The organism is Streptomyces sp. NPDC045955 (assembly GCF_056430805.1).
This window is the reverse complement of sequence record NZ_JBWKKY010000008.1, coordinates 132,840-147,110: the sequence shown is the minus strand read 5'-3', so window position 1 is coordinate 147,110 and position 14,271 is coordinate 132,840. Positions and strand designations below refer to the sequence as shown.

The 14,271-nt window shown below is 70.8% G+C and carries 15 protein-coding genes and 1 pseudogene; 4 read left to right on the top strand and 12 right to left on the bottom strand.

From position 1 onward, the window contains the following. Positions 1–37: 37 nt before the first annotated feature. The 6 genes and pseudogenes from AC07F0_RS18545 to AC07F0_RS18520 form a co-directional block, all read right to left on the bottom strand. On the bottom strand, positions 38–721 hold the full coding sequence (locus AC07F0_RS18545) for a response regulator (protein WP_478980446.1): 684 nt from the start codon (positions 719–721) through the stop codon (positions 38–40). 180 nt (positions 722–901) lie between these two features. Next, a pseudogene (locus AC07F0_RS18540) lies at positions 902–1,312 on the bottom strand (histidine kinase); the annotation flags it as partial. Between the two features lie 131 nt (positions 1,313–1,443). Further along, complete coding sequence (locus AC07F0_RS18535; RefSeq protein WP_478980080.1) at positions 1,444–2,619, bottom strand: alginate lyase family protein; 1,176 nt, start codon at positions 2,617–2,619, stop codon at positions 1,444–1,446. A 166-nt stretch (positions 2,620–2,785) separates the two neighbouring features. Further along, positions 2,786–3,538 (bottom strand): DUF3710 domain-containing protein, encoded by a 753-nt coding sequence (locus tag AC07F0_RS18530; protein ID WP_436725667.1) that lies wholly within the window; start codon positions 3,536–3,538, stop codon positions 2,786–2,788. A 1-nt stretch (position 3,539) separates the two neighbouring features. Then, complete coding sequence (dut, locus tag AC07F0_RS18525; protein WP_478980078.1) at positions 3,540–4,109, bottom strand: dUTP diphosphatase; 570 nt, start codon at positions 4,107–4,109, stop codon at positions 3,540–3,542. 23 nt (positions 4,110–4,132) lie between these two features. Continuing rightward, entirely contained in the window at positions 4,133–4,717 is a 585-nt protein-coding gene (locus tag AC07F0_RS18520; protein ID WP_478980076.1) for a PaaI family thioesterase, read from the bottom strand. A gap of 58 nt (positions 4,718–4,775) precedes the next feature. Here AC07F0_RS18520 and AC07F0_RS18515 point away from each other — a divergent pair, with 58 nt between their 5' ends. Next, positions 4,776–5,234: a DUF3093 domain-containing protein gene (locus AC07F0_RS18515; RefSeq protein WP_478980074.1), complete on the top strand. Its 459-nt coding sequence runs from the start codon at positions 4,776–4,778 to the stop codon at positions 5,232–5,234. 67 nt (positions 5,235–5,301) lie between these two features. Here AC07F0_RS18515 and AC07F0_RS18510 read toward each other — a convergent pair whose 3' ends face one another. The 4 genes from AC07F0_RS18510 to AC07F0_RS18495 form a co-directional block, all read right to left on the bottom strand. Next, positions 5,302–6,252, bottom strand: coding sequence for a hypothetical protein (locus AC07F0_RS18510; protein WP_478980072.1), 951 nt, complete (start codon positions 6,250–6,252; stop codon positions 5,302–5,304). 13 nt (positions 6,253–6,265) lie between these two features. Beyond that, positions 6,266–6,562, bottom strand: coding sequence for a DUF4193 domain-containing protein (locus tag AC07F0_RS18505; protein WP_003993510.1), 297 nt, complete (start codon positions 6,560–6,562; stop codon positions 6,266–6,268). 405 nt (positions 6,563–6,967) lie between these two features. Continuing rightward, positions 6,968–8,200, bottom strand: coding sequence for a sensor histidine kinase (locus tag AC07F0_RS18500; RefSeq protein WP_436725671.1), 1,233 nt, complete (start codon positions 8,198–8,200; stop codon positions 6,968–6,970). A gap of 6 nt (positions 8,201–8,206) precedes the next feature. Further along, positions 8,207–8,860: a response regulator transcription factor gene (locus AC07F0_RS18495; RefSeq protein WP_436725672.1), complete on the bottom strand. Its 654-nt coding sequence runs from the start codon at positions 8,858–8,860 to the stop codon at positions 8,207–8,209. A gap of 412 nt (positions 8,861–9,272) precedes the next feature. Here AC07F0_RS18495 and AC07F0_RS18490 point away from each other — a divergent pair, with 412 nt between their 5' ends. Then, positions 9,273–9,446, top strand: a complete 174-nt coding sequence (locus AC07F0_RS18490; RefSeq protein WP_010035018.1) for a hypothetical protein — start codon at positions 9,273–9,275, stop codon at positions 9,444–9,446. A gap of 63 nt (positions 9,447–9,509) precedes the next feature. Here AC07F0_RS18490 and AC07F0_RS18485 read toward each other — a convergent pair whose 3' ends face one another. Both AC07F0_RS18485 and AC07F0_RS18480 read right to left on the bottom strand, forming a co-directional pair. Further along, a complete protein-coding gene (locus AC07F0_RS18485; RefSeq protein WP_478980070.1) occupies positions 9,510–10,325 on the bottom strand; it encodes an inositol monophosphatase family protein in 816 nt (271 codons plus the stop codon). Positions 10,326–10,333: 8 nt separating this feature from the next. Beyond that, a complete protein-coding gene (locus AC07F0_RS18480; protein WP_478980069.1) occupies positions 10,334–11,461 on the bottom strand; it encodes a ferrochelatase in 1,128 nt (375 codons plus the stop codon). 158 nt (positions 11,462–11,619) lie between these two features. Between AC07F0_RS18480 and AC07F0_RS18475 the strand changes: the two genes are divergently transcribed. Together AC07F0_RS18475 and AC07F0_RS18470 are read left to right on the top strand one after the other, a co-directional pair. Further along, the gene (locus AC07F0_RS18475) at positions 11,620–12,858 is read left to right on the top strand and encodes an MFS transporter (RefSeq protein WP_478980067.1); all 1,239 of its coding nucleotides are present in this window, start codon (positions 11,620–11,622) and stop codon (positions 12,856–12,858) included. Beyond that, positions 12,818–14,137: a D-arabinono-1,4-lactone oxidase gene (locus AC07F0_RS18470; RefSeq protein ID WP_478980065.1), complete on the top strand. Its 1,320-nt coding sequence runs from the start codon at positions 12,818–12,820 to the stop codon at positions 14,135–14,137. The genes AC07F0_RS18475 and AC07F0_RS18470 overlap by 41 nt, the downstream gene beginning before the upstream one ends. The last annotated feature ends 134 nt before the right edge of the window (positions 14,138–14,271 follow it).

Here is a 14,271-nt window from a genome sequence, read left to right as displayed (position 1 = left end):
GCCACGTAGTCCCGGGGCTCCGCGGCCCCCCAGGACCTCACTTCTCGAACCGGTACCCCATCCCGGGCTCGGTGATGAAGTGCTTCGGACGGGAGGGGTCCGCCTCCAGCCTCCGCCGCAGCTGCGCCATGTACACCCGCAGATAGTTGGTCTCCGTCCCGTACGACGGCCCCCACACCTCCTGGAGCAGCCGCTTCTGCCCGACCAGGCGGCCTCTGTTGCGGACGAGGACCTCCAGCAGGTGCCACTCCGTGGGAGTCAGCCGTACGTCCTTCCCGGCGCGGCCGACCTTCTTCGCGGCCAGGTCGACGGTGAACTCGCCGGTCTCCACGATCACCTCGTCCGCACCACCCCCGGCCGGTTCGGCCCGGCGCACGGCGGCCCGCAGCCGGGCCAGCAGTTCGTCCATGCCCAAGGGCTTGGTGACGTAGTCGTCGGCGCCCGCGTCCAGCGCCTGGACCTTCCCGTCGAAGGAGTGCCGGGCGGACAGCACCAGGATCGGCACACGGGTCCAGCCGCGCAGGCCCCTGATCACCTCGACACCGTCCATGTCGGGCAGACCGAGATCGAGGACGACCACGTCGGGGTGGCGGGCGGCGGCCAGCCGGAGGGCGGTGGCGCCGTCGTGGGCGGCGTCGACCTCGTACGTGCGTGCCCTGAGGTTGATCACGAGGGCGCGCACGATCTGCGGGTCGTCGTCGACCATCAGCACACGGGTCATGAGGGGGCCTGCCTTTTCCGGTTCTGCCGGGTGTTCCGCCGCGTTGTCACCCTCCGGGCGCGGTCCCGCCGCGCGGACGGGGCCGCCGGTCAGGCCGACCACGATCCGCTCGCGCGAGCCCTGGATCCTCGCCCCCGGTGCTCGCTCCGGAACGGAGTGAGGTGGGCGGACCCGGTCGGCCATCCACAGCAGGGCAAGCTCGCGCAGGGCGGCCAGGTTGCCGGGGCCCAAGGAGTTCGACAGGGCCGCGTCGACCTTGTCGGGGATGTGGATGTTGCCGTGCGCCGGCCGCCGCCGCAGCGCCTGGGGTGAGGCGAGTTCGTCCACCAGGGCCACCTGCGGGCGGCGGACGAGGACGGCGTCGAGGTCCATCTCGGGGAGGACGCCGGCGCGGCACTCCAGCCGCCGGCGCGGCACCTGCTCCAGGCCCTGCGGCAGTGCCTCCGTGCGCGGCCTGTCGTGGTGCTCGACGAAGGCGGCCACGCAGCCGGTGCCCCGCTCGATACGGCGGTGCGCCTCGGAGAGCATCACGTACGTCCTGCCGACGCCCGGTGCCGCACCGAGATGGATCCGAAGCTCGCCCCGTGCCATGGCCTCATTGTCTTCCGGTCCGCTGCCTGCGCGGCCTCGACCATACGGCCGGGAAGAGCCGCACATCGGTGCCGGGCGCGTCGGCGGGGCCGTCCTTGACGAAACCCTGACGCGCCCGGCCGTTCAGCGGGTCACGCCGGGTTGTCGCCGTGGGTGAGGGTCTCCCAGGCGACGAAGAGGTTGTTGCTGCCGGCGGGGCGGGCGCGCAGGGTCAGCGTCTCGGTGTTGGTCATGGCGTGTCCGAGACGGTTGGCCAGGGCGTTGTGGCCCACCTCGAGGACCGGCCCGAGTCCGAGCTTCAGTGAGCCGCCGCACAGCCAGCCCGGGGCGGCGGCGCCGAGCTGGTATTTGGCGTGGAAGCCCAGCCCGTGCCGCAGCCGCTCGCCGACGTCGGTGCCGTAGAGGTCCTGCCCCTGGATCCGGCTGGTCTCGGCGACGTGCGAGACGGCCGAGAGGCCGTACCCGGTGTGCGTGAAGTCCCGGCAGGTCTCCTGGCTGAGACCGTCGACGAAGGTCGACTGGCCCTGCCAGTACTTGACGATCTTGTCCCGGGTGTTCAGGTTCTGGCTCGGCACGGTCTTCGGCAGGTTGCCGTCGGAGGCCAGGTAGACGTAGGCGGCCGTGCGCGTGCGGAACTTCGCCATGGCCTTGTCGTAGGACGCCTTGTCCTCCAGGAAGACGGAGATGCCGACGGCTGCCTCCATCATCGACAGCTCCCAGTTGCCGTTGGAGTTCGAGCCGTTGATCACCTCGGGCAGGTACACGGTGCGGAGCATGGTGGCGAAGCGGCCGGAGTTGGCCCAGGTACCGGTGTACGTGTACTTGATGATCTCGGCGGCCTTGGGCCAGGAGGAGCCGGCCCAGCCCGTCTGGAGGGGCGCGTTGCTGTTGGTGTGGTCCCGGATCACGGCGGACCAGGCGTCCATCAGCTCGATCGCCTTGCGCGCGTGCCGTTCGTCGCGGGTGATGTACCAGGCGAGGGCCTGGGTGTAGGCGGCGATCGCGTCTTCTCGTTCGTCGGTGCAGCCATTGTCGGGCTGGGAGTACGAACCGCACTCGACGACCGCCCGGGGCTTGGGCGTGCGGTTCAGGTCGGTGTACTTGCTTGCCATCATCTGGTCGAAGGCGCCCTTCCAGGGCTGGGCGCCCGCGTTGACCTTGGAGCGGGTGAAGTCCAACTGGCCCTTGGAGACGGTGACTCCGGGGTGGACGAAGGCGGTGGGGGCGCCGGGAGCGGCCCCGGCGGGCCGGGCGAGGGCACCGGCGACGAGGGCGGCCGCGGCCGCCAGGAGTGCGGTTCTGCGCATACGTGAGAGGCCTTCCGTTCTTGTATGTGAACGTGAAGCGCTTTTATGAACAGATGTGTTGGACGGAGACGGTAGGTACAGACCAATGCCCCGTCAAGGCTCCCCGCACGAAGCATGAGAAAGGGCCGCACCCCCTGCGGGTGCGGCCCTGTTGACTCTGTGATGCTCAGCGAACCTCGGTGATCTCCGGTCCGCGCTGGAGCTGGCCCATTCCGCCGGCGAAACGGGAGCCCTCCTCCTGCTGGACGCCCTCGGGGACCATCTGGGCGTCGTTGGGCAGCTTCAGGACGATCGGGTCGCGGGGCGCCATCGGGCCCTCGCCACGGACCACGACGGTGTCCCGGAAGATCTGCTCCAGCAGCCCGGCGGCCTGCGGCTGCACCGCGCCCTGGCCCGAGATGACCCCGCGCAGGAACCAGCGGGGGCCGTCCACACCGACGAACCGCACGACCTGGAAGCCGCCGGTGCCGTCCGGCAGCTGCACCGGCACCTGGGCCCGCAGCTCCCAGCCCAGCGGACCCTCGACCTCGTCGACGATGCCGCCCTGCTGGGTGATGCCCGAGCCGATCTCCTCGCGCACCTCGCCCCAGATGCCCTCGCGCTTGGGCGCGGCGAAGGCCTGCAGCTGGATGGCGCTGTCGCGCAGCACGACCGTCGCCGCCACGATCGCGTCACCCGCGACCTCGACCCGCAGCTCCATGCCGTCGACGCCCGGCACGAACAGGCCGCCCAGGTCGACCCGGCCCTCGCCCGGGTCGCGCACCTCGGAGCTGTCCCAGGGCCCGTCGGGCCGCGGCGCCGGCTCGAGCCTCAGGCGCTCGGCCTCGCCGCCCGCCTCACTGTCGACACCGTCGACGACCTGCTCGGCCTCGCCGGCCGCGTCCTCGGCGGCATCCCTCTTCTTGCGACGTCCGAACACGTCACTGTCCTTCCCGGTCGGATACGACCGAAGCGTATCGATTCCCACCCGGCTGACCGCCCAGGGCGGCCTGACCGCTTGTGCCGCTCGTCCCGTCCACCGCGGCGTGTCCTCCGGTGGACCCGAAGCCCCCCTCGGCCCGCGCGGAGCCGGGAAGCTCCGCCACCTCGTGGAAGCGGACCCTCTCGACCTGCTGGACGACCAGTTGGGCGATCCGGTCGAAGCGCTCGAACCGCACGTCCTCGCGCGGGTCGAGATTCACCACGATCACCTTGATCTCCCCACGGTACCCGGCATCAACCGTCCCCGGGGCATTCACCAGGGCGACGCCGCAGCGGGCGGCCAGGCCGGACCGGGGGTGCACGAAGGCCGCGTACCCCTCCGGCAGCGCCACAGACACTCCCGTGGGCAGCACGGCCCGCTCGCCCGGCGCCAGTCGGCACGCCTCGGTGGTACGCAGATCGGCTCCCGCGTCCCCGGGGTGCGCATACGACGGAAGGGGTACGTCCGGATCGACGCGCCGGATCAGCACGTCCACGGGGACACGGCTCACGGAGCTCGTGGAGTTCACGGGAACGAGGGGGCTTTCCGGGCTCACGGGTTCACCTCGAAGGCGCGGGCACGCCGGATCTGGTCCGGGTCGTTCATGGCCGCCTGGATCTCCTCCTGGCGGCCGTGGTCGACGAAGTGGTCGACCTTGACCTCGATGAAGAGCGCGTCGGCACGCATGGCGACGGGCCCGTCGGGGCCGCCGACGCGTCCGGTGGCGGTCGAGTAGATCTTCCGCCCGGCCACCGCCGTCACCTCCGCCTCCAGATACAGCGTGGTGCCGACGGGCACAGGCAGCAGGAAGTCCGTCTCCAGCCGTCCGGTCACGGCGATCGTGCGCAACAGCCAGTTCAGCGAGCCGAGCGTCTCGTCCAGGGCGGAGGTGAGCACACCGCCGTGGGCGAGGCCCGGGGCGCCCTGGTGGGCGGGCTGCACGGTGAACTCGGCGGTGAGCGACACGCCCTCGCCGGCCCGGGCCTCCAGGTGCAGCCCGTGCGGCTGGTCGCCGCCACAGCCGAAACACTGGCCGTAGTGCGCGCCGAGGGGCTCACCTGGCGCCGGGGCATCCGGATGCCGCACCGGCCGTTCGGCGTCGGCCGGAGGCTGAAGAGCAGTGGAAGTACGACTCACAGCCGGAGACCTTACCCGCGCGCCGGCCCCTTCCGGACACCGTGTCAAGCTTGGCTCCATGCAGCTCTCCGCCGCCCCGTACGAAGAACGCCTGACCGCTCCCCGGTCCTGGTGGCTGATCTCGTTCCTGGTCGGGGTCTCCATGGCCCTGGTCCTGTTCCCGTTCGGCACGCTGCCGACGCTCGGCGGCCTGGCCGGTGGCACGGCGGTCGCGGCCGTCGCCGCGAGTTCGTACGGCTCGGTCCGCATCCGGGTGGTGGGCGATTCCCTGATCGCGGGCGAGGCGAAGATCCCGGTGGCGGCGCTGGGCGAGGCGGAGGTCCTGGACGCGGAGGAGACCCGCGCCTGGCGCACCCACAAGGCCGACCCGCGCGCCTTCATGCTGCTGCGCGCCTACATCCCCACGGCCCTGCGCGTGGAGGTCACGGACCCGGAGGACCCAACTCCGTACCTGTACCTGTCCACGCGTGAGCCGGAGCGTCTGGCGGAGGCACTGCGGGCGGCGAAGTCGGCGTAGCACACGTGCGCGGGGCTTCATCCGGCGGTGATGACGGAGGGCCCGCGTGTCCCGCCTCGGCGTCGCCTCAGCGTCCGTCGTCGCGCTTGTCGTCTCTCTCGTCGAGACGGCCCAAGGGGTCTTCGGTGATCTCGCCCATCTCGAGGGCGTCCGCCGGACGCTCCAGGGCGGGGAGTGCCTCCAGGTCCTCCCAGGGCACCTGGATCTTGCGCAGGTCCTCGCGGATCCGGGCGGCGAGCTTTCTCGTCTCGCTGCGGTTCATGGCCGCCCCGACGGCGGCACCGACCAGGAACGGCACGAGGTTCGGCATGCTGCGGACCATCCGCTTCATGATCCGCTGCCGCAGGTCGCGCTTCATGCGGCTGTTCAGCGCCATGCTCAGGGTCGAGGGCTTGGTCGCGTCGATCCCGCGCTCCCCGGACCAGGCGTCGAGGTACGCCGTGCTGCGCTGCTTGAGGCTGCCGGGCGGCCGCACGCCGTAGACCTCGTGGAGTTCGGCGATCAGCTTCAGCTCGATCGCCGCGACGCCGGTGATCTCGGCGGCCAGTTCCGTCGGCATCGCGGGCGGCACGGGAAGCATCGCCGCGGCGCCGATGCCCGCTCCGACCGTCGCCGTCGCCTTCGCCGCGCCCGCGACGAGTTTGTCCGCGAGCTCTTCCGGCCCGAGACCCGGGAACTGCCGGCGCAGGGTCGCCAGGTCCCGTACGGGGACGCGAGGGGCCAGTTCGATGATCCGGTCGGTGAGGTGTGCGAGTCCCGCACGGGCCCGTTCGCCGCCCTTGCGAGCGCCTTCCCAGGCCCTCTCCCGGATCGCCCCCGCCCGTCGTCGGGCGACGGGAGCGGGGGCGTCGACGGACGCCGGGAGGTCACCCCGGTCCGCTGCCGGTTCGAGCGAGGCCGCCCCCGTACCGGTTGAGCCTCGCTCGTCGTCACGCGCGCCGTGCGGGCCGTCGATCGGCCCTTCGTCCGCTTTCCGCTTGGGGAAGCGGCGCTTCCAGGGAGGGGTCGAGCCAGTCACGGCCGACCCGCCCTCAGTCGCAGTCGCGGCAGATCGGCTGACCGTTCTTCTCCCGGGCCAGCTGGCTGCGGTGGTGCACCAGGAAGCAGCTCATGCAGGTGAACTCGTCCTGCTGCTTCGGGAGCACTCGGACTGCCAGCTCCTCGTTCGAGAGATCGGCGCCGGGCAGCTCGAGGCCTTCCGCGGCCTCGAACTCGTCGACGTCCACTGCGGAGGCCGACTTGTCGTTCCTCCGAGCCTTCAGCTCTTCGAGGCTGTCCGAGTCAACGTCGTCGTCGGTCTTGCGTGGAGTGTCGTAATCGGTTGCCATGTCGCTCTCCCCCTCTGGGTGTCTGCGGTGTCTCCAGCGCACGTAACGCGTGAGAGGCCGGACTTGTGCCCGACCTGAGGCGGAGATTTTGCCTCACATCAAGGTCTGTTACTCAATCGACACCCAACCGGACTCCTCACGAGTGATCGGCTTGGATGGCGATGGGGACCGTACACGGTCCGAATGCCGCACTACAAAGGCGTCTCACCGTGTACTTCCCGTGATCAAGACCCCCGAAAACCGGGATTTTCCCGGCTTTCCGACAGGGTGCATGATCACGGAGAGTGGATGGCCAGAAAGCCGCCCCTGTGATCGATCACACACGCGGCACTCGCGGTGCGATCTCGAAAATTCAGCGTAAAGCGAACACCCCCGTGTGCCGCCGAGTTGATCGGCGACATGATCTCAGATGGGCAGCGTGACTCGCATCACGAGCCCACCCCCTTCGCGCGGCTGTGCGTAGATGTGCCCGCCGTGCGCCCGGGCCACCGACCGGACGATCGACAGCCCGAGTCCTACGCCCTTGTCGCTGCCCGTGCGCTCGGTGCGCAGCCGCCGGAACGGCTCGAAGAGGTTGTCGATCTCGTACGCCGGCACGACCGGGCCGGTGTTGGAGACGACCAGGACGGCCTGGCCGTGCTGGACGTCGGTGGTGACCTCGACCCAGCCGCCCTCGGCCACGTTGTACCGCACGGCGTTCTGCACCAGGTTGAGCGCGACCCGCTCCAGCAGCACGCCGTTGCCCTGGACGACTGCGGGCTTCTGCTCGCCGCGGATGCGCACGCCCTTGGCCTCGGCCTCGCCGTGCACCTGGTCGATGGCCTGCTCCGCGACCTCGGCGAGGTCCACCGGGCCCCGCTCGACGATCTGGTTGTCACTGCGGGCGAGCAGCAGCAGGCCCTCGACGAGTTGTTCGCTGCGCTCGTTGGTGGCCAGCAGCGTCTTGCCGAGTTGCTGGAGTTCCACCGGTGCGCCCGGGTCGGACAGGTGCACCTCGAGGAGCGTGCGGTTGATCGCCAGCGGTGTTCTCAGCTCGTGCGAGGCATTGCCCACGAAGCGCTGCTGGGCGGTGAAGGCTCGCTGCAGCCGCTCCAGCATGTCGTCGAAGGTGTCCGCCAGCTCCTTCAGCTCGTCGTCCGGGCCGTCCAGCTCGATCCGGCGGGACAGGTCGGAGCCCGCCACCGCGCGCGCGGTGCGGGTGATGCGGCCCAGCGGTGACAGGACCCGTCCGGCCATCGCGTAGCCGAAGGCGAAGGCGATGACCGCCAGGCCCAGCAGGGCCAGGAGCGAGCGGCTGAGCAGGTTGTCCAGTGCGGCCTGCCGCTGGTCGTTGACGCACTGGTTCATGGCGTGGTTGAACTCGCTGGGCGAGGCCTGGCCGGGCAGGTTGCAGATGTCGCTGGTGACCTTGCCCTCGACGATCTTGAACGGCAGCTCGCTGCCGACGTTCAGCGCCTGCGCGGCCAGCAGGTAGATGATCGACAGCAGCAGGATGCCGGCGATCAGGAACATGCCGCCGTAGAGCAGTGTGAGTCTTATGCGGATGGTCGGGCGCAGCCAGGGGAGCGGCGGCGCGGGCCGCCGGGGGTCCCAGGTGGGCTTCGGGGGCGCCTGGGGAGGCGCGGGAGTCGCTGCCACGGCGTATCAGATCCGGTAGCCGGAGCCGGGGACGGTGACGATGACGGGCGGCTCGCCGAGCTTGCGGCGCAGGGTCATGACTGTCACACGGACGACGTTCGTGAACGGGTCGGTGTTCTCGTCCCAGGCCTTCTCCAGCAGCTGCTCCGCCGAGACGACGGCGCCCTCGCTGCGCATCAGCACCTCCAGGACGGCGAACTCCTTGGGCGCGAGCTGGACCTCCTTGCCGTCGCGGAAGACCTCGCGGCGGTTGGGGTCGAGCTTGATGCCGGAGCGCTCCAGGACCGGCGGCAGGGGCACGCTGGTGCGCCGGCCGAGGGCCCGCACGCGCGCGATGAGCTCACTGAACGCGAACGGCTTGGGCAGATAGTCGTCGGCGCCGATCTCCAGGCCCTCCACCCGGTCGCTGACGTCGCCCGAGGCCGTGAGCATCAGCACGCGCGTGGGCATGCCGAGCTCGACGATCCTGCGGCAGACGTCGTCGCCGTGCACGAGCGGGAGGTCGCGGTCGAGGACGACCACGTCGTAGTCGTTGACGCCGATGCGCTCGAGGGCGGCCGCGCCGTCGTACACGACGTCGACGGCCATGGCCTCCCGGCGCAGTCCGGTGGCCACCGCATCGGCGAGCAGTTGCTCGTCCTCGACGACGAGTACGCGCACGTCCCTGGTCCTTCCTCATGTCCACCCGCGTAGCGCCGCACAGGCGCAGCCGGGCAGGGGTCTTCGACGGTCTGTTGGTGTGTTGCCCTCCATCCTGCCCTTTTCGGCCATAAGTCGGAGGTAAGGCGGGTGAGGGGGCGGGGCCCGATGCGGAATACCAGATTTTCTCCCGCGGTTAGGTTTCCACGGAAGGGAGCTTGGGGAGGACGGCTTTACATCCCACGATCACGCTCTGCTGGCACCGCACCACCATGCGGTGCGCGTCAACCCGCTTCCGCAGGGCGGGCGTGGGTGTCCGGCACCGTCGCCGCCCAGCTGAGCGGCGCTGGGCATCCACCGGAGACGTGATCGTCCCTTCCGAACGGCACACCCCCGTGCCAACGACCCACGACCCAGGACGAGGGGGCGCAGCATGGACGCATTCACCGCAGGACTTCTGCAGCGCATAAGGGCGACCGAGTCCGATCTGTCCCGGGCTCGCGACGAGGGCGACGACTTCCTCGTCGAGGTGGAGCAGGGCGAGCTCGACGACCTGCGCCGTCTCGCCGCCGAGCACGGTGTGGAGGTCGGCGCGACGAGCGTCTGATCAGGCCGTACGGAGCGGGCCCCGGCGAATCCAGCGCCGGGGCCCGTTTTCGTCGTCCGGGGGTCAGTCGTGCCAGGCGCCGAAGTCCTCCAGGAGGCGCTGGAGAGGCTCGAAGACGCCCGGGGTACCCGCGACTGCCAGATCCCCTGACGGGCGTTCTCCGGGGCGTCCACCGGTCAGCGCGCCCGCCTCCCGGGCGATCAGGTCGCCCGCCGCGAGGTCCCAGGGGTGCAGGCCGCGCTCGTAGTAGCCGTCGAGGCGTCCGGCGGCCAGGTCGCACAGGTCGACCGCGGCCGACCCTCCGCGCCGGATGTCGCGCAGCAGCGGGATCAGCCTCTGGGCGACCTCGGCCTGGTGGGCGCGGACCTCGGCCACGTAGTTGAAGCCCGTCGAGACCAGGGCCTGGTCCAGGGGCGGCGCCGGGCGGCAGGCCAGCCTGCGCTCGCCGTCCCAGGCCCCGGTGGCCCAGGCACCACCGCCGACCACCGCGTGGAAGGTCTCGCCGCGCATCGGGGCCGCGACGACTCCGACGACGGTCTCGCCGTCCTGCTCGGCGGCGATGGAGACGGACCAGGTGGGCAGCCCGTACAGGTAGTTGACCGTACCGTCGAGCGGGTCGACGACCCAGCGGACCCCGCTCGTGCCCTCCGTGGCGGCGCCCTCCTCGCCGAGGATGCCGTCGTCCGGGCGGCGCTCGGCGATCAGGCCGGTGATCAGCTTCTCGGCCGCGATGTCCATCTCCGTGACGACGTCGATGGGGCTGGACTTGGTCGCGGCCACCGCGAGGTCGGCCGGGCGTCCGTCCCGCAGCAGCGCGCCCGCGCGCCGGGCGGCCTCCTGGGCGAGAGCGAGCAGGTCCTTGTGCAGGGGGTCGGTCACGGGGCTCCTCACGCGTAGGTGCTGTCGGCGCCCGCGGCGGCGCGGCGGGGGGCGCGGGCCGGGCAGCAGCCGACCGGGCAGAGGTGGTGGCTCGCCCCGAGGGCACCCAGCGCGCAGGGCGTGACCTCCTGCCCGCGCTCGACGGCGGCGCGCTCCACGACGAGTTCGCGGACCGCGGCGGCGAACCTCGGGTCGGCGCCGACGGTGGCCGAGCGGCGCATCGGCAGCCCCAGCTCCTCCGCCTTGGCCCTGGCCTCCGTGTCGAGGTCGTAGAGGACCTCCATGTGGTCGGATACGAAGCCGATGGGGGCGATCACCATGGCCGGGACACCGGCCGCGTGCCGCTCCTCGAGGTGGTCGCAGATGTCGGGCTCCAGCCAGGGGATGTGCGGGGCGCCGGAGCGGGACTGGTAGACGAGCTGCCAGGGGTGGTCGACGCCGGTGCGCTCCCGGACGGCGTCCGCGATCAGCTGCGCCACGTCCAGGTGCTGCCTGACGTACGCGCCGCCGTCTCCGTGGTCCTCGACGGGCCCGGAGGTGTCGGCGGAGGCCGTCGGGATCGAGTGCGTCGAGAAGGCGATGTGCGCCCCGTCCCGGACGTCCTCGGGCAGTTCGGCGAGGGAGCGGATCACCCCGTCGATCATGGGCTCGAGGAAGCCGGGGTGGTTGAAGTAGTGCCGCAGCTTGTCGACCTTCGGCGGCTCCAGCCCCTCGGCCTGCAGAGCCGCGAGCGCGTCGGCGAGGTTCTCGCGGTACTGGCGGCAGCCCGAGTACGAGGCGTAGGCGCTGGTGGCGAGGACCAGGATGCGGCGGCGGCCGTCACGGACCATCTCGCGCAGCGTGTCCGTCAGATACGGCGCCCAGTTGCGGTTGCCCCAGTAGACCGGCAGGTCCAGGCCGTGGTCGGCGAAGTCCTTGCGCAGGGCGTCCAGCAGGGCCCGGTTCTGGTCGTTGATGGGGCTGACCCCGCCGAAGAGGAAGTAGTGCTGCCCGACTTCCTTGAGGCGTTCCTTGGGGATGCCGCGCCCCCGCGTCACGTTCTCCAGGAACGGGACCACGTCGTCCGGGCCTTCCGGGCCGCCGAAGGAGAGCAGGAGCAGGGCGTCGTAGGGGCTGACATCGCGCGCGTCTGGCATGAGTCGATCCTGCCACCCTGCGCTGACAGCCGGGAAACGGCGGGGTGACACCTGCGCGGCGGACGGCTCGAAGCGGGCCTTGACGGGTGCGTCGGGCGTACCCGAGGCGTAATCTGTGTCGACTGCGTTCGCAGCTTACTGAGCCTTCCGGAGACCCCGTGCCCAGCCCCTACCGCGCCCTGTTCGCCGCCCCCGGCTCCAAGGGTTTCTCCGCCGCGGGCTTCCTCGGCCGTATTCCGGTGTCGATGATGGGCATCGGCGTCGTCACGATGGTCTCCCAGCTCACCGGGCGGTACGGCCTGGCCGGTGCCCTGTCGGCCACCGTCGCGCTGGCCGCGGCGGTGGCCGGACCGCAGGTCTCGCGGCTGGTGGACCAGTACGGCCAGCGGCGGGTGCTGAGGCCGGCGACGCTGATCTCGCTGACCGCGGCGGCCGTCCTGCTGTGCGCGGCGCACTACGGGTGGCCTGACTGGGTGCTGTTCGCGGCGTGCGCCGGCGTCGGCTGCGTGCCGAGTGTCGGCGCGATGATCCGGGCCCGCTGGGCGGCGCTGTACCGGGGCACGCCGCAGTTGCACACCGCGTACTCCTTCGAGTCCGTGGTGGACGAGGTGTGCTTCATCTTCGGGCCGATCATCTCCATCGGCCTGTCCACGGCCTGGTTCCCGGAGGCCGGTCCGCTGCTCGCCGCCTGTTTCCTGGCCGTGGGCGTCTTCTGGCTGACCGCGCAGCGCGCCACCGAGCCGGAGCCGCACCCGCGTGAGCACCGCGGCGGGGGCACGGCCCTGCGCTCGAGGGGCCTTCAGGTCCTGGTGGTCACCTTCGCGGCGACCGGGGCGATCTTCGGGGCGGTCGACGTGGTCACCGTGGCCTTCGCCGACGAGGAGGGGAACAAGGCCGCCGCGAGCATCGTCCTCGCGCTGTACGCGGCCGGTTCCTGCGTGGCGGGCATGGTCTTCGGACTGCTGCACTTGGCCGGGGCGCCGGAACGCCGGTGGTTGCTGGGCGTGTGTGCCATGGCCGTGAGTATGATCCCCCTCCTACTGGTCGGAAACTTGCCGTTTCTGGCCGTGGCGCTGTTCGTTGCGGGACTGTCCATCGCTCCGACGATGATCACGACGATGTCCCTCATCGAAGAGCACGTACCACGTGCGCAGCTCACCGAGGGCATGACCTGGGTGAGCACCGGGCTCGCGGTGGGGGTCGCGCTCGGCTCCTCCGCGGCCGGCTGGGTGATCGACGCGGCCGGGGCACGTGCGGGGTACGGGGTTCCGGCGGTGGCCGGGGCCGTCGCGGTCGCGGTGGGTTTCCTCGGATTCCGTCGGCTCAAGCGGCCGGCTACGGGTCGGGGAGGCTCCGTTGAGCAGCACAGCGAACGGAAAGAACGGCACGTGGCGTAACTGGGGCGGCAACGTCTCCGCGCGGCCCGCGCGGGAGGTCACCCCGGCCTCCGTCGACGAGCTGGCCGCCGCCGTGCGGCGGGCCGCCGAGGACGGCCTGAAGGTGAAGGCCGTCGGCAGCGGGCATTCCTTCACGTCCATAGCCGCGACGGACGGTGTGTTGATCCGCCCTCAACTGTTGACCGGCATACGTGACATCGATCGCGAGGCCATGACCGTCACGGTGGAGTCCGGTACCCCGCTCAAGCGACTCAACGTGGCTCTGGCGCGCGAGGGACTGTCGCTGACGAACATGGGCGACATCATGGAACAGACGGTCTCCGGGGCCACCAGTACCGGCACGCACGGCACGGGCCGTGACTCCGGGTCGATCGCCGCCCAGATCAAGGGCCTGGAACTGGTCACCGCCGACGGCTCGGTCCTCACCTGCTCCGAGAAGGAGAACCCGGAGGTCTTCGCGGCCGCCCGCATCGGCCTCGGCGCCCTGGGCATCGTCACCGCGATCACCTTCGCCGTGGAGCCGGTCTTCCTGCTCACGGCCCGCGAGGAGCCGATGCCGTTCGACCGGGTCCTCGCCGACTTCGAGGAACTCTGGGCGGAGAACGAGCACTTCGAGTTCTACTGGTTCCCGCACACCGGGAACACCACCACCAAGCGCAACAACCGCAGCGCGGGCCCGGAGAAGCCGGTGCCGCAGCTCCAGAGCTGGTTCGAGGACGAGTTCCTCTCCAACGGGGTCTTCCAGGTGGCCAACTGGGTCGGCCGCGCGGTGCCCGCCACGATCCCCGCGATCGCCCAGATCTCCAGCAAGGCCCTGTCCGCGCGGACTTACACCGACATCCCTTACAAGGTCTTCACATCTCCGCGCCGGGTGCGCTTCGTGGAGATGGAGTACGCCGTTCCACGCGCGGCCGTCGTCGAGACGCTGCGCGAGCTGAAGACGATGGTCGACCGCTCCGGCCTGAAGGTCAGCTTCCCCGTGGAGGTGCGCACCGCCCCGGCGGACGACATCACTCTGTCCACCGCCTCGGGCCGGGACACCGCCTACATCGCCGTCCACATGTTCCAGGGCACGCCCTACCAGCGGTACTTCACCGCGGCGGAGCGGATCTTCACCGCCCATGAAGGGCGTCCGCACTGGGGCAAGGTGCACACGCGGGACGCCGAGTACTTCTCCCGGGTGTATCCCCGCTTCGGGGAGTTCACGGAGCTGCGGGATCGCCTCGACCCCGATCGGCGGTTCCAGAACGACTACTTGCGGAGGGTTCTTGGGGCATAGGGGACGCTCCGGGGGTGGTCTTCCCCACGTTCAAGATCATGGAAAGCGGGCAGCGGGCGGCCGACTCCGCCCCCTTGCCAGAAGTCGGACGGCGCGCCAATCCACGCACGTGGCCCAAATGGAGTACTGTTGCG